This is a genomic window from Streptomyces sp. NRRL F-525 (genome assembly GCF_000716605.1).
In the GTDB taxonomy this organism is placed as follows: Bacteria; Actinomycetota; Actinomycetes; order Streptomycetales; family Streptomycetaceae; genus Streptomyces.
On record NZ_JNXE01000004.1, the window covers coordinates 394,563 to 415,794 of the forward strand.

Below are 21,232 nucleotides of genomic sequence, written 5' to 3' on the forward strand. Positions count from 1 at the left end.
ACGTAGATCCATGCTCGTGACCCTATGGCGGCGCCCTTGAGCCCACAACGCGATATACGTGCGGCCGGGCGGGGTGATGCTCCGGGCTGTCTTCGTTCGCGGGTCCTGATCGCCTCCCTGCCCGGCGGCTGCCGGAACCGGTCCGGAGAACAGGGCAACCGGGACCGTCCCTCACAGGTCTAGCCACCGATGACACACCGTCAGGTCTCGTCGCGCGGGGAGCGGCGAACCCAGTGTCCCGAGGGGGGACTTCATGCGCATACGCCCGACCGTGGCCGTCACTTTCCTGACAGCCGCCCTTTCAGCATCGGTGCTTCCGGCAACCGCCCGAGCGGCGGACCCGGCCGCTGCCGACGACACCACGTTCTCGAACGTCGTGGTCAACGGAGGCAAGGACATCGTGCTCGGCCTGACCACCAGAAAGACCGTCACGATCACGTGGACGGCCCATGACCCGGAGGGCGTTGCCGCGTCCTGGGCCTACCTGTGGCACGGTCCCAACACCGACGACGCCGACGGCATCCTGCCGCTGTACCCGCCGTCGGGGACATGCGCGGTGTCGCCGGCCGACCCGACGGCCTCCACCTGCAAGGTGAGCATCGCGGTGAGCGCCGCGCGGGACTTCGACCACAACGGCCTCGCCGGCGCCTGGAAGGTCCTCGCCGGGGCGCAGGACACCGACGACAACTGGACGGAGACCGACGTCGCCGGTACGGCGAACTTCAAGCGGTACGCCCGGGTGACGGTCAACGCCTCGCCCGAGCCGGTGAAGAAGGGCAGGACGATCACGGTCACCGGGAAGCTGACCCGCGCCAACTGGGAGAGCGGCACCTACACCGGCTACCAGGGGCGGACGGTCCAACTGCAGTTCCGCAAGAAGGGCAGCTCCGTCTACACGGCGCTGAAATCCGTCACCAGCGGTGTCGGAGGCACGCTGAAAACCACCACCAAGGCCAAGACCGACGGCTACTACCGCTTCGTCTTCACCGGCACCCCCACCACCGGACCGTCCACGGCGACAGGCGATTTCGTCGACGTCAGGTGACGAACCGCACCCGTTCCGGCCCTGCCGGCGCGGTGTCGCGGCCGCTCGGGGAAGGGGCGGCGTCCATCCGGGGTGGACGCCGCCCCGTCCGAACGGCCAATGTTCGTGGAGTTGCCGCCCAAGTGCCATCGCGGGGACTTCGCCCGGCAGGGGACGCGTGACGCGCCGGCGGCCGTTTCCAACCCGCTTGGAGCAGGCGAGCTCAAGGGTGCCGTAGAGGTGGCATTTCCCCTCGGCACCGTGCCGAGCCGCGGCGGACGCCGGCATCTCCCGGCGATGCCGGGCCGGCCGACGAATGCGGAAGTCGCAGATGAAGGCGACCATGAGCCTCATCGAGGCGAGTGGAGATGCCGGTATGACGTGTTCCGCTGAACCTCTTCGGTATGCCCTGTACCGCCCGGCGCCGACCGCAGGGGGACCGTCGGCCCTCGTAAGCGCACACGGCTGAAAGGACACCGATGTCCGGAACTGGAACCTCCTCCTCGCCCCGACGGCTGACACTGGCCGCGATGATCTTCGCGGTGGCGATGACGTTCATCGACCAGACGATCGTGTCCATCGCCGCACCGAACATCCAGGAGGAGCTGGGGCTGACGAACACCGGTGTGCAGTGGGCCATCAACTCCTATCTGCTGGCGATGGCCGCCCTGTTCGCCTTCGGGGGACGGCTGGCCGACACCGTCGGGCACCGGCGCATGGTCGTCCTCGGGGTGATCGTCTTCGCCGTCGCGTCCGCACTGTGCGGACTGACGCCCAAGGGCGGCATCGCAGAGGGATGGCTGATCGCGTTCCGGGCGCTCCAGGGAGCGGGCGGAGCGCTCATGTACCCGGCCGCCCTGGCCATCGTGGTCAACTCCTACGCGCTGCAGGAGCGCGGCAAGGCACTCGCGCTCTTCTTCGGCGTCGCGGGCGGTCTCACCGCGGTCGGTCCGATCCTCGGCGGCTGGCTGACGCAATGGACCTGGCGGGCCATCTTCTGGGTCAACATCCCCGTCGCCGTCGTGGCCCTGGTGCTCATCGCGCTGGCGCGTCCGCACACCCCGAACCGGCCGGCCCCGATGGACTACCGCGGACTGGCCCTCATCGTGGCCGGGGTGGGCCTGAGCATCTTCGGCTTCCAGCAGTCCTATCTGTGGGGCTGGCACTCGGCGGCGACCTGGCTGTGCATCGTCGTGGGCCTGCTGCTGCTCGTGGTCTTCGTCCTCGTCGAGCGGCGGACGGCCCATCCGCTGCTGGACGTCGAACTCTTCCGCGACCGGGCCTTCTCCGTTCAGAACGTCGTCCTGGGCGTGGCCATGGCAGCCTTCGTGCCGGTGTTCTTCTTCACGAGCGTGTACGCGGAGGTCGCCCTCGGAAAGAAGGCGTCAGAAGCCAGCCTCGACCTGCTCTACTTCTTCCTCGGCTTCGTGGTGGCCGCGCAGGTCGGCGGACGCATGCTCGACCGGATCGGCGCCAAGCGGCCCGTGGTGCTGGGCTGCGCACTGGCCTGCGTCGGCTTCTTCCTGTGGGCGGGCCGGGTGACCGAGCTGAGCGAGAGCCGCATCGTGTGGTGCATCGTGCTCACGGGCGCGGGAATGGGGCTGATGCTGGGACAGTCCAACACCGACGCGGTCAACCGCGTACCCCAGCTCTCCTACGGCGAGGCGACCGGAGTCACCCAGACCGTGCGCAACTACGGCTCCAGCCTGGGCCTGGCCGTCCTCGGCACGGTCTTCGCCTCGGTGCTGCAGTCACGGATCACCCGGTCCCTGACCGAGCAGGGCATGGGCCACGAGGCGGCGAGCCGGGAGGCCAGGTCGATCTCCCAGCTGAGTTCAGGACAGGGCAGTGGTGGGACCGCGTCCATTCCGCACTTCGTCCGGCTGGGCGTGGCCGAGGCGACCCGCTCGGTGCTGCTCGGCATGAGCCTGATCATGGCCGTCGCCTTCGTCGTCGCCCTGTTCGGCCTGCGACGCGGAGTCCAACAGGAACTGCCCGCCGACAAGCGGGAGTCGAGGGCGGCCCAGGCACCGGAAACGGGAGACTGACGGACCGCCACGGCAGCCGGAACGAGCGGGGACCGGAGCCGCTGATCGGGGCCGGGGCGCCGGGCGAAGCCGCCGTCACAGGCGCAGGACGATCAGGGCCGTGTCGTCGGTGTTGCCCTCGGCCGGGAGCAGGTCGGCGAGGAGGGCGTCGGCCAGGGGCTCGGGTTCCGCGTGGCGGTGGTGGGCGAGGGAGTCGGCGAGGCGGGCCAGACCGCGGTCGATGTCCTCCGTACGGCGCTCGATCAGGCCGTCGGTGTACAGCACGAGGGTGGCGCCCTCGGCGAAGGGGACGCTCGTCTCTGGCCGGCCGACATGCTCGGGTCGAGCGCCCAGGGGCGGGTCCGTGGCCTGGTCGAGGAAGGTCACCGTGCCGTCGGGGGCGAGCAGGGCCGGGGGAGGATGGCCCGCGCAGCTGTAGGTGATGGTGTGGTCGTCCCAGTCGATGAACGTCGTCACCGCCGTGGCCGACTCGGCGCCCTCGACGAAACGGGCGTACAGACCGAGGGCCTCCAGGGCGGAACCCGGCCCGTCGGCGACCCGGCAGGCCGCGCTCAGGGCGCTGCGCAGCTGGCCCATGGCGCAGGCGGCCGCCAGGCCGTGCCCGACGACGTCGCCCACGGCGACCGCCATTCCGCCGTCGGGCAGGTCGACCAGGTCGTACCAGTCGCCGCAGACGTTCAGGGCGCTCACGGCGGGCCGGTAGCGGACGGCCGCCCGGTGGTGACCGACCGGTCGCGGCGGGGGCAGCATCGCCGCCTGGAGGGTCAGGGCCACCTCGCGCTCATGGGCGTGTGCCGTGCGCAGCCGTTCGTTGACCTCCTGGAGCTCACGGGCCCGGGTGTACAGCTCGGCCTCCAGTACCGGGGCCCGGCTGTTGTCGGACCGGCCGCCGACGGCCCGGACGAACTCCGTGACCTCCTCCACCCGGTGGACGATCAGCGTCACCTCGCCGTCCGGGTTCCGGACGGGCGCGTTGACCGGGCTCCAGAAGTGCTCCACCCATCGGCCGGTCCCCTGGGGGTCCTCGATGTCGTAGCGGAGCAGGGCCATGGTGTCGCGTTCGCCGGTGGTCGCCGCGCGCCGCATCGACTCCCGGGTCTCGCGCATGCCGGCCGCCGCCGGGTCCTTGGGGTTCTCGGGGAAGACGTCGAAGATGTAGCGGCCGACCAGTTCCTCGCGTTTACGCCCCGACAGGCGCTGGAAGTCCTCGTTGGCGTCGACGTAGACGAGCTCGGGGGTGAGCAGCGCCACCATGCCGGGCAGGGCGCGGAAGACCGCCGCGTAGTCGATCTCCGGATCCTGCATGGCCTGCCCGTTTCGACGCCGAGGGTCACTGTGTCGTTCCACGATAGGAGGGATCTGGCCACGTAGCCCGGAAACGGCTCTTTTCGGTTCGGTGAGCAGTGACGACGGCGTCGGCCGTCACCCGACAGAGTGGCCTGCTCGGGGAGGGCACCCTGGGCGGCCGCACGATGGTATGGCCGGGCGAGCCACCACGCCGTTCATGATGATTCGGTCTGTGTCGGGCCGCCGATGTCCGTGGTGAGACGGCGGTAGGCGGCTCGGGCGTGGACGAGCCGGGCCAGAGCCGTGCCCACCACGGCGGCGGTGAACAGGCAGGCGAGCCAGAACGCGTCACGGTGTCCGGCCCAGGTGAGGGTGCCTGCGGGCGGGACGGCGAAACCGTTGAGGAAGAGCCAGCACAGCACCGCGGTGCCGGGTGCCGCCGTGAAACGGGCGCACAGGCCTAGCAGCACCGAAAGCAGGGACAGCGCGGCAAGCGCAGGCGACGGACGATCGGGACCTATGAGCACGTTGAGCAGCGCCACCAGCACCAACGCGCCGCCGGATGCCGCGGCCCAGACCAGTGGTGTGGCCAAGGGTGAGGGGACGGGCCGTGCTCCGGTACGGAGAAGCACCCAGTCGATCATGCCTGAGACTCCTTCTGGTCGTCCCGCTCCTCCTGGCGACGGGGAAGTCAGCCTGCCCGAGTCCCCGCCACCGGTACAACCTCGCCCCACGCCTCAAGTCCCGGTCCGCACCGCCGGCTTGGACGGCTTCGCCGCCCGTCGCTCGTAGAGGATCGGCCACAGGGCGATCAGGACGAGTAGCCAGACCACGGTCACGGTCCGGACATGTGCGCCGAACGCCGCCAGCAGCAGGGGCAGTACGCAGCAGGGGAGGGCCACGGACAGCAGCCACCGCCGTTCCCGCCCGGCCCGGCCGAGCCAGGCGAGTCCGCTGAGCATGAAGTACCCGGCCAGCGACGAGCACAGCAGCCACCGGGTGGCGTCCGGCAGCGTCTCCAGGTGACCGGCCGCGGCTCCCAGCGCGGCGGCCAGGGCGGCGAGGCAACCGGACACGAAACAGTGCAGCGGCAGCGCCGCACGGGCGGGCAGCACCCCTGCCGCCAGGTGCGGAACCCCCGCGTAGCCGTGCCTGAAGGACAACGCCCACAGCGTGGCCAGCAGGAAGAACGCCGCGACGGCGAGCAGGTACAGCTTCTTGTCCCACTCCGCGTCCGAAGTGGCTTCGACCAGCTGGGCGACGCCCTCACCCAGCACGATGATGACGAAGAGGCCGAGCCGCTCGCTCAGGTGCTCCGTCTGCGACCGCGCGAGCGACGTGCCCCGTCCGGAATCGCGCCGGGCGGTTCTGCTGTCGTGGCGCTCCCGGGCCTCCTGGTGCTCGACGATGTCGCGCGCGGAGACCGCGAACGTGACGTACAGATCAAGGGCGATACCAAGGGCCCAGAGCCAGTAGCGCGTCGGATCGTGCGCCCAGAGGGAGACGATCCACGGGATGACGCCGAGCGACATCTGAGCGGCGGGCCAGTCGACCAGGACCTGACGCCGGTGCTGCCAGGCCCGGCTCGCCAGGAGCCGGATCAGGACGTAGGCGAGGGCGAACACCCGCGCGTGCCGGTCGTCCCCCTCGTGCACCCCCGACACCGCCGCGGCCATGACGGCCATGCCGAACATCGCGGCCAGCACGGTCCGGGTGTGGGTGTTCTCGTAGGCCACGTTCGCGTACAGGGTGAAACTGATCCAAGCCGTCCAGAAGGCGAGGAACAGCAGCGCGTACAGACCGAGGTCGGTCACGTCCGGGACACCGTGCAGCAGGTGCGCGATCTGCGCCACGCCCGCCACGGCGACCAGGTCGAAGAACAGTTCCAGCCAGCTGGCGTGCCGATTCTCCGCAGAGGTCGGTTGCGGGGCCGGTGCGGTGGTGTCGTCGTCGCTCACTGGATCACCATGCCCTGTCGCCGACACCGTGCGAGCGGGAAATCACCTACGACCGTTGCCGGGGCGGGCTTTTGGCCGCCTGGAGCCGCTTGCCGCCGGGTTGGCGTGCGGAGTGAGGGGTGGGGTTCGATGCGCGGGCCGAGGAGGGCTTGCTGGAGTACGGGCGGCCGGGCCGACCAACAGGTCCCTGGGGGCGGTCAGTTGACTGCTGTGGTTTTGGCTGCTGTCTCAGTCGTTGTCGCGTCCGCTGCTGCGGCTGCTGTGGTCTCGGTGTGAATGGCGTTGCCGCGTTGGGGGGTGAGGTCGAGGGAGGCGAGGACCGAGGAGTGGACGACCGTGGGGAGGGTGTGGCGGAGGAGAGCGGAGACGCCGGCGGGGAGGTCCTGGTAGTTGGTGGTGGCCTGGGACATGGCCTGGACGCCGGCGAAGGCACCGACAAGCACTCGAGCGGTCTCGGCCGGGTTCACGTGGGGGAGGAGTTCGCCTTGCTTCTGAGCCTTGTCGAGCAGCTCGTTGGTGACGCTGGTCCAGTGCTGGAAGGGGCCGGTGCGGTCAAGGCCGTCGGCACGCTGGTCGAGGATGAGGCGGGCGGCGGCACGGACGAGGGGGTCGGTCTGGAGGCGGTAGGCGCGGAGCATGGTGGTGTCGATGAGTTCCTGGATTTTGCAGGGGCGGTCGGGGACGGCGAGTGATTGATCCTGTGCGGCGAGGACGCCTTGGGCGAGTTGTTCCTTTGACGTGAAGTGGAAGTAGAGCGCGCCTTTGGTGACGTTGGCGGTGCTGAGGATTTCGCTGATGGTGGCGGCTTGGTAGCCGCGTTCTTCGAAGACGGCGGCGGCGGCCATGAGGATGGTGTGGCGGGTACGGATGGCGCGGTCTTGTTTGGGTTGTGGCATGGGCTGGCTTCTTTCGTCGCGGGTGGGATGCCCGCCGTTCAAAAATACCGTCCGGTTCGTATAGTCTACGGCGTTTGGTGTGGGGGTTGGTGGGGGTTGTGTCTGGGGGTGCCTCGCCCGGGTGGGGGCTCGGTGGTTGGGTTCCTCAAAGGCGTCGACGCGGTGGTGGGAATCGGCTGGCGGGTGAGGGTGCGTACTGTCCTGCGTCGTCGCCCCGGTCTTCTGTGTCCGGTGAGCTATGGGGCCCAATAAAAACCGTCCAGTCCGGATCTTACGGTGAGCGACTCCCGCACGGGCAGGCCCGTACGGCACCCTGGCCAACCCGGCGGGCCGGAAACGGAATAAGCGGGATGACTCGCAGATAATCACCGTAAAAAGGAATCCGTAAATGGGGAACAAGGGGCGAGAGGCGCGGAGCAATGGATATGGACGGGGACGGGGACGGGCAACGGATGGCGGTGGGCGGTGGGTGGCGTCGAGGGCCGGGTGTGGGGAGTCCCCGGTGATCCTGGTGACGGGCGCGACGGGAACGATTGGACGGGAAGTGGTCCGCGCTCTGCCCGCAGGCCTGCGTGTGCGGGTGATGACCAGGAACCCGGCGAAGGCCGTGGAACTGTTCCCGGGGGCGGGGACGCGAGCGGGGGTGGAGGTGGTCGCCGGGGACTATACGGATCCGCCGTCGCTGGACCGGGCGCTGCGGGGCGTGGAGAAGGCGTTCCTGGTCACCACCTGTGTCGACGGCAGTGACGACGCGGCCTTCGTCTCGGCTGCTTGTGGTGTCGATGTTGAGCGGGTGGTGAAACTGTCGGCGGCGGGTGTTGTGGATGCTGGGGCCGGGGATCTGGTGACGCGTCGGCAGCGTGCCAACGAGGACCTGCTGCGCGGTTGTGGAGTGGGGTGGACGTTGTTGCGTCCGCGTGCGTTCATGTCGAATTGCCTGTCGTGGGTTGGTTCTGTGCGTGGTGAGGGTGTGGTGCGGGGGCTGTACGGGATGTCGCCCAACGCGTGTGTGGATCCGCGTGATGTCGCGGAGGTGGCGGTGCGGGTTCTGACGGAAGAGGGGCATGGCGGGTGTGCCTACACCTTGACCGGTCCCGAGGCGGTGACGGCTGTCGACCAGACTCGTGAGCTGGGCCGGCTGCTCGGTATCCCCCTGCGCTTCGAGGAACTGACCCCGGATCAGGCGCGCGCCGCGTTGGGCCGGCGTTATCCGCCTCCTGTGGTGGAGGCTCTTCTGGCGGGTGCGGAGCGGCAGCGGGCGGGCGCGAAGGCACAGGTGGAGGACACTGTCCGCATCTTGACGGGGCGTCCGGCCCGTTCGTTCCGGCAGTGGGCTCAGGACCACATCGGGGCTTTTGCCCCGTTCCCGGACGGGGCTGGTCCCTGCCGGTAGGTGCCGTGGTGCTCGTTCCCGTCCAGGCGGTGGGCTCAGGGCCGTCTCGGGGTTTCATCCCGCTCGCGGACGGGGCCGGTCTCCGCCGGTAGGTGCTGTGACACACGCGCCTCGCGGGCAGGGATCCGTCCTGTCCCCGGGTTTGTGCTCCGGCGTGTTGCGGGATGGATCCCTGCCCGCGAAGCGAGCTCCGGACCCCGCGCCTTGCTTGACGAAGCGCGGAGGGGCTCTCCCCGATGCTTGGTGGCGGGTTTTCGGTGTGGAGAGTGTTGGTGACGTCACGTAGTGGGTGGCGGGTTGTGTGGTTTTCCGGTCCCTGTACCGCCGCCCGCCCGCCGTCGGCGTGGTGCGGCTTCAGGTTTGTTCTGTTCGCGGGCCGGACCTCACCCTATGGAGACCCATCGCCATGACCACCGATCAGACCTCCTCCCTCCTTCTGGGGTTGGCTGCCGTTGTGTTGCTGGCCCGTGTGTTGGGTGCGCTGGCCAGGTGTCTGGGCCAGCCGGCGGTGATCGGTGAGGTTCTTGCCGGGATCGTGCTGGGACCGACGTTTTTCCACGGTGCGGTCTCGGGTGCCCTTTTCCCGGCTGGTGTGCGGCCGTTGCTCGGTGCTTTGGCCGCGCTGGGTGTCGCGGTGTTCATGTTTCTGGTCGGTCTGGATTGGGACGTGGCGTTGGTGCGTGGCAGGGGGCGCCTCGCCGCGTCCGTGTCCTTCTGTTCTGTCGTGCTGCCGTTCGGTCTGGGGGTGCTGCTCGCGCTGTGTCTGGTGGACGGCTACGGCACTGGTGATCGGACGGCGTTCGTGCTGTTCGTGGGGATCGCCATGTCCATCACGGCGTTCCCGGTGCTGGCCCGTATCCTCACCGACCGGGGTATGGCCCGTTCTCCGCTCGGTGTGGTGGCGCTGGCGTGTGCGTCCGTCGACGATGTTCTGGCCTGGTCGCTGCTCGCCGGTGTGGTCGCCGTCAGTGGTGGGGCCGGTCCCGGCCAGTGGCGGATCCTGCTCGCCGTTCCCTATCTGCTGGGCATGCTCTTCGTGCTGCGGCCGCTGCTGCGCCGCTTCGTGGCCCGCCGCCCCGCCCTGACGCTGTCGCCGGCGGCGTTCGCGGCCGTCCTGGTGGGCCTGCTGTTGTCGGCCGGGGTGACCGAGTGGGTGGGTCTGCATTACATATTCGGCGCGTTCCTGTTCGGTGTGGTTCTGCCCCGGGGTGGTGGTGAGCGGTTGCGTGCCGGTGTCCGTGAGCGGCTGGGTGAGGTGAGCGGGGTTCTGTTGTTGCCGGTGTTCTTCGTGGTCGCCGGTCTTCAGGTCGATCTGTCCGGTCTGGACGCGGGTGGACTGGGGGTGCTGGGGCTGGTCGTGCTGGTGGCGGTGGGCGGGAAGTTCACCGGTGCGTTCGCCGCGGCCCGTCTGAACGGGATGCCGGTGCGGGAGTCCGCGGCGCTGGCGACGCTGATGAACACCCGTGGTCTGACCGAGCTCATCGTGCTCAACGCGGGCCTGCAACTGGGCTTCCTGGGCCCGGGCTTGTACTCGCTGATGGTGGTGATGGCCGTGGTCACGACCGTGATGGCGGGGCCGTTGCTGAGCTGGATCCTCGGCCGTGCGGTGGACGCCGCCGGTCCTGCGGACGATGGTCGCGCGGGGGAGAGTGCCGTACCCGGGCATGCGGCCGGCTCGGCGAGCACCGTGGGCACGGCCGTGTGACGCCTCCGGGACTGCCCGCCCCGCGGTCCACCCCCACGTCTTGGCCTCGGGTGATGTGCGACGGGGGGTGTCTGATCATTCGTCAGATCCTTGCAAGTGCTGGATCCGCTCCGCTCCGTTCTGTCGCGGTGTGCTGGGATGGACCGTCGGTGATTTCACGGCCTGCGCTGTCACGATCCTGTATTCCGGTCGGTTCCCATACCCCGCCCCCGGGGGCGGGGCGGTTGTACTGCGGCGCAGGACATGTCCCTGTGTCGCTCGCCTCGCTGCTCGTGCCGTGCCGTTCCGGGGTGTTGTCCTGTGTGCCGTTCTGTCAGTTGTTGCGGGGGTGAGGTGGCCCGGCGAGCAGGACGGGTTCGACGGCTTCGTAGTGGTTGCGTTCGCGTGCGGTGGCGCGTCTGCCGGTGAGGAGGGTGCCGAGGACTCCGCAGAGGAAGCCGGCCGGGACGGAGACGAGGGCGGTGGTGGTGTAGGGGAACCAGTTGAAGTCGGTGTCGGGGAAGGCGGATTGGGGGGTGCCGGAGACGAGGTTGGTGCCGGTCATGAGGATGAGGACGCTGAGGGTGCCGCCGATGAGGGTGGCCAGCAGACCGGCACGGGTGTAGCGGCGCCAGAACAGGCCGAGGACGAGGGCGGGTGCGATGGCGGAGGCGCCGAGGCAGAAGGAGATGATGGCCAGGGGCTGGAGGCTGCGGTGCTGGGCGAGGACGGCGAGTGCGATCACCGGTACCCCCACCCCCAGAGCGGCCAGCCGCGCCAGCGCCATCTCCCGCAACGGTGCCGTGCCGGTGCGGGCGAGGACGTCGTGGGCCAGGGAGTTGGCGCAGGCCAGGGTCATGCTGGCGACCGATGCCAGGAGGGTCAGAAAGATGGCGGTGGTGACGGTGGTGAACAGCAGGCCCTCCGCGCGGGAGAGGCCGGTCCCGAAGGCGGCGCGTGCGCCGAGGAGGTAGGCGGTGTTGCCGTGTGGGTCGGCGGCTGCGACTGCCTTGCCCCCGATGAGGGCGGTTGCCCCCACCGTGATGACGGTCATGACCGCCATGAACAGGGCGACCGCCGAGACGGCCCAGGACATCGCGCGGCGTACCTGGCGGGTGCTGCCGGCGGTGTACATGCGCATGGTGACGTGCGGCAGGCAGGCGCCGCCCAGCACGATCGCGCACTGCGTGCTCACCATGTCCAGGGCGGGGTGCTGTCCGCCGGCGAACTGCAGGCCGTAGCGCAGATACCCCGGCCCGGCGCCGCTGTTGTGCGCGGCCGTCTGGAACAGGGTGCGCGGACTCCAGCCGAAGGTGTGCAGGATGAGCGCGGCGACGACGAGCCCCGAACCGAGCAGGATGACGGTCTTGAGGATCTGGATCAGGGCGGTGCCGCGCATCCCCCCGATGGCCGCGTACGTGATCATCAGTGCTCCGGCTCCGACGATGCAGCCGGTGCGCATCGTGCTGTCGGAGAAGCCGAGGACGAATGCCAGCAGCTGTCCCACACCGGCGAGTTGGACGACCATCATGGGCATGAGTGCGGCCAGCGTGACCGCGCACGCGGTGATGCGTACCGCGCGCCCCGGCATACGGCGGGCCAGCACGTCGCCCATGGTGAAGCGGCCGGTGTGGTGCAGGGGTTCGGCGAGCACGAACATCAGGAGCAGCAGGGAGAGCAGCGTGCTCAGCGCCAGCACCACCCCGTCGTAGCCGCACAGCGCGATGATCCCGCCGACCGTGAGGACGGTGGCCGCCGAGATGTAATCACCCGCGATGGCCAGGCCGTTGCGCAACGGCGACAGCAACCGGTAGCCGGTGTAGAACTCGTCCAGGTCGTCCCGGTCGGGGCCGGTGATCACACACAGCAGCAGCGTGAGGGTCACGACACTGAAGAACGCCACGAGCGACCAGGACTGCGCGGGGCCGGCGAACTCCGTCACGGCCGCCCCTGCCCCTCACGCCCCTCGCGCGCCGCCCGTCGTACCCGGCGGGCGAGAGGGTCGACGAAGCGGCGCGCGGTGAGCTCGTAGAAGATGACCGCCAGCCACGTCACCGGCAGCTGTACCAGCGCCAGGACCAGTCCGAACGGCAGCCCGCCGGGCGCCGACCGCGTCATCAGGGACGGCACCTTGACGGTCAGGGCCAGGAAAGCCGCGAAATAGCCGAGCGCGGCGAACGCGGCCACCCGTCGCTGCCAGCGGCAGGCCCGCCGTAGCAGCCGCAGGTCCCGGTGCGGGCCGGTCCACGGACGGACCTGGCCCACGGCCCACCCCGGCGCCACAGCCGAAGCATGCCGTCCGGCCCGGTGCGCCAGCGGACGTAACTCGGAGCTGTCGGAAGACATCCCAAGATCTCCTAGAGGGTCGTGGGCCCCACAAGGCACGGACCGCGAGAACGCGGGGAAACGGCCCGGTCATCGCACGCTATGCGGCCCTCGCACCCGGCGCAGCACTTCCGACGAACTCCCTGATGAAACCCGCCGTGGCGCTCTGACCTCGGTTGTTGCGGATGAGGACAGGGGGACGGGGGAGTACGGGAGTGCCCTGTGAGCCCTTCGGCACGCCGAAAAAGTCCGACGCACGCTCAGCCACGTATACGCCCACACACACCACAGCCTGGCCCCCCACGACCGCCCATGCTGCTTCAGCCGAGCACGGGCGAGCAGTACGACGAGCGTGGACAGTGTGGCGGCAGCTGTACGGGCGGGGCGGGAGGGAGCCCGGTTGGGGCGCCGATCCGTCTTGGTCTCTCCCGCGTGGACGGTAAGTCACACCGCGCGACAGACCGACCAGCCCGAAGAGGCGATTCCGGTTAAGAATCCGGGAATTCCAAAACGGCGGTCGGATTCGGTCCCGTCAACTGCCCCCTTTGAGGGCCCGGACGCTGGCGGAGTCGATCGCGCAGCGCGACCAGTCCAGCCCGCCGCGGGAGCCGAGTTCGTCCAGGACCAGGCGGTGGAGCTTGGCCCACACCCGGGCCTCGGTCCACTCGGTGAACCGGCGGAAGGCGGTGACGCCGGACAGGCCGAATCCCGGTGGCAGTTGGTTCCACGTGCAGCCCGAGGTGGCTACGAAGATGATCGCGGCAAGCACCTCGCGGTCCCCTCGTCGACGGTGTCCTCCGCCCTGCGGGCGTTCCGGTGCCGGCGGGACCACCCGCTGGAACAACTCCCACAGGTCTTCCGGCGCCAACCGTTCGACAAGAGCAGCAGTCATCACCCCAGAGTGCCGCAAGATCACACCAACTGAAATGACGTCTAATCGGACGGACACACCCGATCAGCAGACCAACCGGCCAATGAGACACGTTCTCCGACCTCGTGCACGGTTGGCCGTGGCACGTCGAGGTGTGTGGCGTTGTCGGTGTTCAGGCTCGAAGGCCGTGATCGAGGGTGGCGGTCTGCTGGTGTGAGAGCAGTCCGGCGACGGCTTGGACGATGTCACTCATGTACTCGCGTCGGCCAAGGTGGCGGGTCAGAGCCCGCCAGTTCTTGAGGTACGCGATGCCGTGCTCGACGCGGATACGGCGTGAGGAGTGCGCTTTGCGCTGGAGTTCGTGCCGTTCCTCGTACCAGGCGGGAGCGTTCTTCTTGAACTTGCGATGCGGTGGCGTCACCACGCGTCCGCCGGCCTGTGCTCCCATGCCCTGGTAGCCGGCGTCCGCGAGGATCTCCATGAACGGTCCGTCAACCAGGAGCTGCACCAGGCCCAGCTGCCGGGCCTACTGGCACGTGGAGACCAGCCGCCGACAACGGTTCCACCTGGGCCGCTGGCTGTCCCGCCAACGCACCAACCGTGGCCGCCTGACCCCCTACGAGATCCTCGCGCTGACATGACTGGGCATGGTCTGGCACAGCCACGCTCTCCGCACCCGCCCTACCGCGTACCACCAGAGCGGGGCACTGCGCGCCGCCTGAGCACCGGCCGCGACACGGCCGGTGCCGCCTTCGGCGCCCACTCGCTACCAGCTCTCCGCGCCGGGGCCGGGGACGCTGCACCCAGCGTCCTGGCTTTCGTCACCATGACGCCGGACGGAACGGAGTGGGGCATGGCTCTGGACAGCGTGCACCCTGGCACGCCTCGGCCGGTAGAGGCGGTGGATATCCCACAGCCCTGCTGGGATTGCGAAGCGTAGGGTTCTTCCGTGCCTGATCTTCCGTCAGATAACCTCCGCCTTTTCCTTCCTCTGCCTCCCGCTGCGGGCAGCGCTGGGGGAACGGGGCCGGTCCAGCCCGGCCTGGCGTGGGCGGCGCAGCGCCTGGCACTCACCCCGGTGCCTGCCAGTCGTTCATGGCTGGAACTTGCCCGGGTCTACGTGATCGCCCGCGAGTACCTGGGACCCGCCGAACACGCCCGTGGCCGGGAACTGGACTGCGAGGCGTGGATCACGGCGCTGCTGGCCAGGTACTCCCGCGAGGAGTACCTGCAGGTCCTGGCGGCCCTCAATCACGCGACCACCAGTGACGCGCTGACGGCGATCTACCAGGAACGATTCCTCTCGCGGCTCGCCCCGGACGCAGCGCAGCACCTGCGTACGGCCCTGGCCGGCGGGGTCGACGGACGGCAGCGCTGGTTCCTGGCACGGCAGATCGTGCTGCGCACCATGCGCCTGATTTTGGTGTCCCCCCGCCCCGAGGCTGACAGCGTGCAGGCAGAGATCGCCACCGCGGTCGCGCAACTCGATCTGGAGTGCGCCTCGGTCCTGCTGGTCCACCTGGTCGGGGACACCCTCACCCGGGAGCGGACGCCCGGGGAGCCGCTGCTCGGCGGCAGTCCGCAGTCCCTGGCGATGGAGATGATCGCCAACAACCTGTTCAACGAGCCGGACGACGCCGGCGACCTGCTCGCGCGACACCGTCTGCTGTGGATCCTGCATGGAGACCGCATCGTGGGCGCCAGAGCGCGCCCTGTGAGCATGCTCGAAGAGGCCACCGGCCTGGCCTTCGACGACATCACCGCCCTCGCCTTCGCTTACTACTCCAGCATCGCCTCGCACACCCCTGACAACCCCGTCGTGGTGAACGCCCTCACCGGCATCGCGGTCGACCCCGAAGTGATCGAACGCTTCCTCGACCGCTTCGCGGTCCGCCCCGATGACCTAGCCGCACGACTGCGTGACTGCCCCCTGCCGTGGCAACTGCTCCCGATCCAGGACCGCCCGCTGCTGCGCCTGGGCGACAGCGTCGTGGTCCTGGACGAGCGCTATCTCCTGGAACGGGCCACCCAGGGCCTGTACTGGCTGGTCCACGACCATGAGAAGATCCAGTACGGCGAGAAGGCACGCCTGCAGTGGACCCAGGCCTATGCGGCGATGGTGGAAGACCGGGTGAAGGAGCAGCTGCGCCGCCTGGCTCCACCGCTCGTGGGAGGCAGCGCCAGTACCTTCTTCACCGAGGACGAGCTCGCCCTGGCCTTCCCGAAGACCAAGGCGGCGGATGTCGGTATCGATTTCGGGACCAGCACCGTGCTGGTCGAGATCGTGAGTGCGACCGTCAGTGTCGCCACTCGCGAGCGCGCCGATGCCGATGCCTTCCGCAAGGACGCGGAGAAGATCGTCGTGAAGAAAGCCCGACAGCTCTCCGTGACAGCCCACAACCTCCTCACCGATCCACAGCCGGCACACTCCCCGCTCACCGGGCCTGCGAAGAAAGTCTTCCCGGTCGCGGTCCGCGGCGGTCATTTCCCCGTCAACCCGATCACCCGCCATTACCTCGAGGAGTGCTTCGCCGACGAGAGGCTCTTCCAGCACAGCGGCATCCAGGACCTGGCCCTGCTGGACACGGAGGAGCTGGAAGCCTGCGAGGCCCTGCACCAGAACCTGCACCTCACCCTGCCGGACTTGCTGGCCGACTGGCAGGCATCCGAGTACAGCAAGGCGTCCTTCCGCAGCTTCCTGACGCTGCGGTTCGGCGGTCACAACATCGGCCGTCCCGACGACATTGAGGCCGCCTTGCACGAGACCACGGACATGATCGCGAGCCGGCTCGGGTTCCGGGAGGACAGCACAGGATGAGTGGTGAGCCGTAGATCTTACGGTCCGTCGTCCTCCGGCGGTCGGGATGCGATGCTGATGCGCCTGAACGAGCAGCTGGGGGCTGTCGATGAGCACGCAGGAGGACATGGTGACTGTCTCTGTGGCGATACTGGTCCCTGTCGTGACCGCAGCTGCCGGCGTGGTGAGTCTGCGGGCGCAGGGCCGGCGGCTGCGCCGATCGCGAGCGGGCCGCCGCCGACTGGCCTTCGAGGACGCGACTCAGCAGGTGGCCTTCGCCACCGAATGGTGGAAGGCGAAGCAGTTGACCGCCGGAACACCGGAAGCGCTCCAGGCCCCGACCGCGGTGGTGAACGGCTGGCTGGACGAGGCGTCCGCGCGGCCGAGCAGGCCGACACCGCCGAGGAATCCCATATCCCGGTCAGTGGACTGCTGCTGTTCTACCGGTTCCGCCGCCGCTCCGCGAAGGCCATCCGGGTCGGCTTCTATGTGGCGCTGAGCTTCATGGCCAGCGTGGTCACTGTGGTCATGAACGACGCCGAGTCCCGCGAGGCCGTCGGTTTCAATGTATGGATCCTGGCCTCCTCAGGGATATTCGCTGTTCCCGCGCTTCTGGGCCGTCTCCGCCGACTCTGTGGACCAACGCTGAGGCGGTCCGCGCTGACCGAAGCCTGGACCGCCGAGGGGACGCGGCAAGTCCGCCAACTTACCCAGCCCCGGCTGGTTGCTGCCCGTGCGCTGGACTGCCGGTTCCCCGGCGAAGACGGCAACTGGCATAAGACGGCCAGCAGTTCGGCATAAGTGGCCTGGCTGTCAGCTCTGTGTCGCAGAGGTGTCCGGACCTTGGCCGGACACCCGGACCGCACCGCTGACGATCATCAACTCGCGAGCTGACCATGCCCGGTGACATCTGTCGCACACCGTCTTGAGCCACCCTGCTGGCGCGTCGCCGCGGCCTCTTGCCCGCTCCGGAGCGCCGCAGAACTCGCAGAGAGCGGAAGCATCCGCTTCGGCGGCTCTGATGAGAGACGCGAGCGGGCCGCGGGCGCTTCCTTCGGCGGTTTCGATAGGCACCCGCAGGCCGCCGAACTTCTCCTTCACATCGACTACGCGGTAGTCGGGGCTGGCAGCGACCAGTTGCTCGTGCAGGCGGAGCAGCGCAGCGTGCCAGCCCGGGCCGACGGCCCGGATGCGGCAAGGGATCTGCAGGGGAGGCGTATCCGGCGTCCCTCTTGAACGGGCATGTCCTCATCGTCCCCCAAGCGGCAGGACGCCTGCCCTCTGACCGCCCTGTGGTGTGGATAACCAAACAACAACACGTTGTTTAGTTGAATTATTATGGTAGGCTGGCCGCATGCCACGTGATGCTCGCGACGAGGCTCGCCGACGGTTGTCTGCGCTCGCAGAGGACCCCACCGCCCGCTGGGCCCCGGTGCGCAGCCTGGAAGAGGATGCCGCACTGCTGGGACGGCTGATGATGGCTACCGCCAATCATCAGCAAAGCGGCGACCAGGCGGCAGACGTGACCCCGGACGATGTGGGTGCGGCGCTCAGTCTTTTCGAGGACATGCGTCATCAGCTGGACCGGCTGGAAACCCAGGTGGTCATCGAGGCCAGGCGTCGCGACATGGACTGGCGGCAGATCGCCCGGCATCAGGGGCTCAACTCCTCCCAGGCCGCTTCGCAGCGCTATCAGCGGCTGATGACCCGCCTCGAAGAGATTCGTCAGGGTGTCAGGTAGAGGGAGGAGGAACGCAGATGACGGACCAGTCCCAGGAACTGTTCGCAGCCGTCGACTCGCTGCTTGCCGCCGTCGACGACGGCACCGTGCTGCCCCTCCCGGCCGAGCGGGTGAGGCTGCGTGAAGCAGCCGGGCTGACCCGGGCGGCCCTGGCCCAGGCCCTCGGCGTACGCGTGCCGAGCATCGAGGCGTGGGAGGCCGGCCGGGCCGAGCCGAAAGGGGAGCGCCGCGAGGCCTACCGCAGGCTGCTCGAGGGACTCGCCCAGCGCCACCCCACACCCGTCCCGCCCCCTGGCAGGCCCGCGACCCCAGCAGAGCCCCTCTCCGTGCCGTCGGTCCAGACAGCAGGGGGCGCTGCGACGGCTCCACCCACGGCACCTCCGGCGCACGACACGCCACACACCCTCACACCGGTGGCGCGGCGTCAGGCCTGGCCGACGGAAGCCGCGCCCGTCGCCGGCTCACGGTTCCCGAATGGGCCACTGGCAGTGCTGGACGCGGACGGCACTGCGTACTGCCAAGGCGGAGTGCTGCTGGAGTGCCCCGCGGCCACCATCCCGCAACTGGCCGACTGGGCACTTAAGGAGTCCGGGCTCGGTGCCGGGAGGCTGCACCGCCACGGCAAGGATTCCGATCCCCTGATCGTCCTCACCACCCAGACCGCCGCCCGCTTCGGCCTGCCCCTTGCTCTGGATGACCGCCGCGCCCTGCGCCTGGCCGACAACCACCCGGTGGTGCGTGAACTCGCCCGCGCCAAGTGGAAGCTGACACGCCGCGGATTCGGTCCCTGGGCCCGCGTCTACCGGCCCGCCGAGGGCGGCCGACGCCAGTGCGTCCAACTCGCCGTCCTGCCCTGGGACGCTCTCGATACCCGAACCTGGGGGAGTGCCGGCCAGCTCCCGGCCCCCGAACTGGCCCAGGTCCTCGGCGACTACGCCACCCGCGTGATCACCCCGCGCGGCTCCGCGGCCGTATGCGGTCTGGAACTGATGACCGCACTGCGCCCGCCCACCCGCCCCGTCAAAGACCCGGCCACCGACACCTGGACTTCCGGACCGAACCCCGGCGCCCTCACCGAGGCAGTCGACCCCGCACCGCCCGAGGCACCCGACGAGCACCCCGTCGTCACCGCCCGCTACCCGCGCGGACACCAGCGCACCCCCGCCGAAGTCCTCGACGAGGAAGCCTTCGAGTGGATCCGCGACCCGGAACAGCTCACCGACGACGAATGTGCGAAGCAGTTCGCGGTGGGCGTCGACGTCAACATGGCCTTCGCCGCGGCCGTCAACCGGCTCACCGTCGGCCTCGGTGCCCCCGTCCACGCGAGCCGCCCCCGCTTCGACAAGAAAGCGCCCGGCAGCTGGCTGGTCGACCTCTCCCACATCGACCTCGACCCCCGCCTGCCCAACCCCTTCACCCCGCACGGCCTGCGGCCCGAAGGCCCGGCCTGGTACGCGACCCCCACCGTCGCCTACGCGACGGAGCTCGGCTACGGCATCACCCCACTTGAGGCCTGGCTGCGCCCCGAGTCCGGTTCCTACCTGGACGGCTGGTACACCCGGCTGCGCGACGCCTACCTGGCCACCATGGAACGCCTCGGCGTCAGCGCGGGCATGAACGAGGCGGATTTCCTGGCCGCCATGGAACACCACAAAGACGCCGATCCCGCCCAGGCCGCCGTCCTCTCGGCGATCAAGGCAACCGTCAAGGGCGGCATCGGCAAACTCCGCGAACGCCCCCAGGGCGCCGGCTACCGGCCCGGCGAGCGCTGGCCCGCCCTGGAACGCCCCACCTGGCGGCCCGACATCCGCGCCGCCGTCATCGCCACCGCCCGCGTCAACATGCACCGCAAGATGCTCAAACTCGCCGCCATCGGCCTGTTCCCAATCGCGGTGCTGTCCGACTGCGCCGTCTACCTCTCCGACGGCCCCACCCCGCCGGACTTCCTGCCCCGCACCCCCGAGGGCAAGCCGCTGCCCGGCGGCTTCCGCCTCGGGGTCAGCCCCGGCATGGTCAAGCACGAAGGCACCCAGTCACTGATGTGGGCGGTCAAGATGCTCGACGAAGGCCACAACCCCGCCCGGCACATCAAGGGCACCGACGCCGCCGCAGACGGGGAGTAGGAACCGCACGTGGGCATCTTCAACGACAGCCTCGACAAAGCCACCGCCAACACCTTCACCCGCCCCCTGCCCAAGACCCCGCAGGCCCAGATGCGCTTCCTCGTCAAAACCGCCAAGGGCACCCGGGCCGCAGCCGAAGCGCTGGGTATCTCCCAGCGCACCGTCGAACGCTACGTGAAAGGCCAGATCAAACAGCCCCGCCCGGAACTCGCCACCCGCCTCACGGACGAAGTCCGCCGACGCTGGCAGCCCCGCGTACGCGCGAAGGCCAGACAGCAGGCCGCCACCACCGGCGGCATCACGATCGAGACCCGCGCCCGGTTCGGCTACACCGCCGCCCCCGGCACCACCGACGACGCCCGCATCCGCCTGATCACCCAGCACCTGCCACCCGACTACGCCGCCCGCCTCCTCGACGCACACACCGTCGGCGCCACCGACCAGCAGCTCCAGCAGATCGCCGCCGAAGGCCTGCAGGAGATCTACTTCAAAGACCGCGGTGGTCGCGCTGCCGGTCTGCGGGTGGCCTTCACCGACATCGACTACATCGAGCTCGAATTCTGACCCGTGTCCGGCTGCCCGACCGCAGCGGTGCTGAGTGCGTCTGGGCGGCGCTGCTTGGGCCCGGTCACAGATCTTGGGAGCGGTCGCGGAGCGTCACTGGAGCGGGATCATCTCGCGGCCGCCACGAAACTCTGGTCCCAGCCTCGTAGTTGGCCGCAGGTCAGACCATGACGCGAGGGACAGCACGGAGCGGGAGCACCACGGCTCCGAGCAGCGTGGCCGTGGCTTCAGCGGTCGGTACCTTCGGGCTTCTCCTCGTCTTGGGCACAGCTGTCGGCTCCGGGTCTGCTTCGACCACGACCGCTACCTGCGCCGTGCCGGGTGAGTGCCGCTGCCTGCTGCAGCTGGGGGCGTAGGTCGAAGGGCCGTTTCTCGGTGACCGCCTTGGCGAGATCGGCAAAGATGCTGGTAGTCCTCGTGGGCCGCGCGGCAGGTCCGGGCTTTCTCCGGAGCCTGTTGGGCTTCGGTGCGGGTTGTGGCACCCGGTGTGGCGAGGGAGGGGCCGCTGCCAGCGCACAGGC

17 protein-coding genes and 1 pseudogene are annotated in these 21,232 nt (G+C 69.4%); 10 read left to right on the forward strand and 8 right to left on the reverse strand.

The annotated features are described in order from the left end of the window. Nucleotides 1–253: 253 nt before the first annotated feature. Both OO69_RS08890 and OO69_RS08895 read left to right on the forward strand, forming a co-directional pair. Nucleotides 254–1,045: a hypothetical protein gene (locus OO69_RS08890; protein WP_078652344.1), complete on the forward strand. Its 792-nt coding sequence runs from the start codon at nt 254–256 to the stop codon at nt 1,043–1,045. Nucleotides 1,046–1,503: 458 nt separating this feature from the next. Then, nucleotides 1,504–3,072 carry an MFS transporter gene (locus OO69_RS08895; protein WP_033279886.1) on the forward strand — a complete coding sequence of 523 codons (1,569 nt, stop codon included), beginning with the start codon at nt 1,504–1,506 and terminating at the stop codon, nt 3,070–3,072. 75 nt (nt 3,073–3,147) lie between these two features. Here the strand turns inward: OO69_RS08895 and OO69_RS08900 are convergent, their stop codons facing one another. The 4 genes from OO69_RS08900 to OO69_RS08915 form a co-directional block, all read right to left on the reverse strand. Next, nucleotides 3,148–4,377: a PP2C family protein-serine/threonine phosphatase gene (locus OO69_RS08900; protein WP_033279887.1), complete on the reverse strand. Its 1,230-nt coding sequence runs from the start codon at nt 4,375–4,377 to the stop codon at nt 3,148–3,150. A 197-nt stretch (nt 4,378–4,574) separates the two neighbouring features. Next, nucleotides 4,575–5,003, reverse strand: a complete 429-nt coding sequence (locus OO69_RS08905; RefSeq protein WP_033279888.1) for a hypothetical protein — start codon at nt 5,001–5,003, stop codon at nt 4,575–4,577. A gap of 93 nt (nt 5,004–5,096) precedes the next feature. Beyond that, nucleotides 5,097–6,317, reverse strand: a complete 1,221-nt coding sequence (locus OO69_RS08910; RefSeq protein ID WP_033279889.1) for a low temperature requirement protein A — start codon at nt 6,315–6,317, stop codon at nt 5,097–5,099. A 197-nt stretch (nt 6,318–6,514) separates the two neighbouring features. Beyond that, a complete protein-coding gene (locus OO69_RS08915; RefSeq protein ID WP_033279890.1) occupies nt 6,515–7,213 on the reverse strand; it encodes a ScbR family autoregulator-binding transcription factor in 699 nt (232 codons plus the stop codon). Nucleotides 7,214–7,715: 502 nt separating this feature from the next. On the opposite strand from OO69_RS08915, the gene OO69_RS08920 reads away from it, so the two are divergent. Then, a complete protein-coding gene (locus OO69_RS08920) occupies nt 7,716–8,606 on the forward strand; it encodes an NAD(P)H-binding protein (RefSeq protein ID WP_033279891.1) in 891 nt (296 codons plus the stop codon). A 406-nt stretch (nt 8,607–9,012) separates the two neighbouring features. Continuing rightward, nucleotides 9,013–10,311: a cation:proton antiporter gene (locus OO69_RS08925; RefSeq protein ID WP_078652346.1), complete on the forward strand. Its 1,299-nt coding sequence runs from the start codon at nt 9,013–9,015 to the stop codon at nt 10,309–10,311. Nucleotides 10,312–10,624: 313 nt separating this feature from the next. Here OO69_RS08925 and OO69_RS08930 read toward each other — a convergent pair whose 3' ends face one another. The 4 genes and pseudogenes from OO69_RS08930 to OO69_RS08945 form a co-directional block, all read right to left on the reverse strand. Next, nucleotides 10,625–12,232, reverse strand: coding sequence for a cation acetate symporter (locus OO69_RS08930; protein WP_033279892.1), 1,608 nt, complete (start codon nt 12,230–12,232; stop codon nt 10,625–10,627). Then, nucleotides 12,229–12,636, reverse strand: a complete 408-nt coding sequence (locus OO69_RS08935) for a DUF485 domain-containing protein (RefSeq protein WP_033279893.1) — start codon at nt 12,634–12,636, stop codon at nt 12,229–12,231. The genes OO69_RS08930 and OO69_RS08935 overlap by 4 nt, the downstream gene beginning before the upstream one ends. A gap of 494 nt (nt 12,637–13,130) precedes the next feature. Continuing rightward, nucleotides 13,131–13,507, reverse strand: a pseudogene (locus OO69_RS08940) (transposase); the annotation flags it as partial. A gap of 151 nt (nt 13,508–13,658) precedes the next feature. Continuing rightward, nucleotides 13,659–13,967 (reverse strand): transposase family protein, encoded by a 309-nt coding sequence (locus OO69_RS08945; RefSeq protein WP_234444380.1) that lies wholly within the window; start codon nt 13,965–13,967, stop codon nt 13,659–13,661. On the opposite strand from OO69_RS08945, the gene OO69_RS51875 reads away from it, so the two are divergent. The 6 genes from OO69_RS51875 (at nt 13,966) to tpg (ending at nt 20,711) form a co-directional block, all read left to right on the forward strand. Beyond that, nucleotides 13,966–14,127 carry a hypothetical protein gene (locus tag OO69_RS51875; protein ID WP_158713359.1) on the forward strand — a complete coding sequence of 54 codons (162 nt, stop codon included), beginning with the start codon at nt 13,966–13,968 and terminating at the stop codon, nt 14,125–14,127. The two genes, OO69_RS08945 and OO69_RS51875, sit on opposite strands and share 2 nt — an antisense overlap. A 437-nt stretch (nt 14,128–14,564) precedes the next feature. After that, a complete protein-coding gene (locus OO69_RS08950) occupies nt 14,565–16,304 on the forward strand; it encodes a hypothetical protein (protein WP_158713360.1) in 1,740 nt (579 codons plus the stop codon). A 264-nt stretch (nt 16,305–16,568) separates the two neighbouring features. Beyond that, nucleotides 16,569–17,084: a hypothetical protein gene (locus tag OO69_RS50020; protein WP_199810906.1), complete on the forward strand. Its 516-nt coding sequence runs from the start codon at nt 16,569–16,571 to the stop codon at nt 17,082–17,084. A 553-nt stretch (nt 17,085–17,637) separates the two neighbouring features. Continuing rightward, nucleotides 17,638–18,024 (forward strand): hypothetical protein, encoded by a 387-nt coding sequence (locus OO69_RS08955; protein WP_033279897.1) that lies wholly within the window; start codon nt 17,638–17,640, stop codon nt 18,022–18,024. 17 nt (nt 18,025–18,041) lie between these two features. Beyond that, nucleotides 18,042–20,147, forward strand: coding sequence for a telomere-associated protein Tap (gene tap / locus OO69_RS08960; protein WP_033279898.1), 2,106 nt, complete (start codon nt 18,042–18,044; stop codon nt 20,145–20,147). 9 nt (nt 20,148–20,156) lie between these two features. After that, nucleotides 20,157–20,711, forward strand: coding sequence for a telomere-protecting terminal protein Tpg (tpg, locus tag OO69_RS08965; RefSeq protein ID WP_033279899.1), 555 nt, complete (start codon nt 20,157–20,159; stop codon nt 20,709–20,711). Nucleotides 20,712–21,232 lie beyond the last annotated feature (521 nt).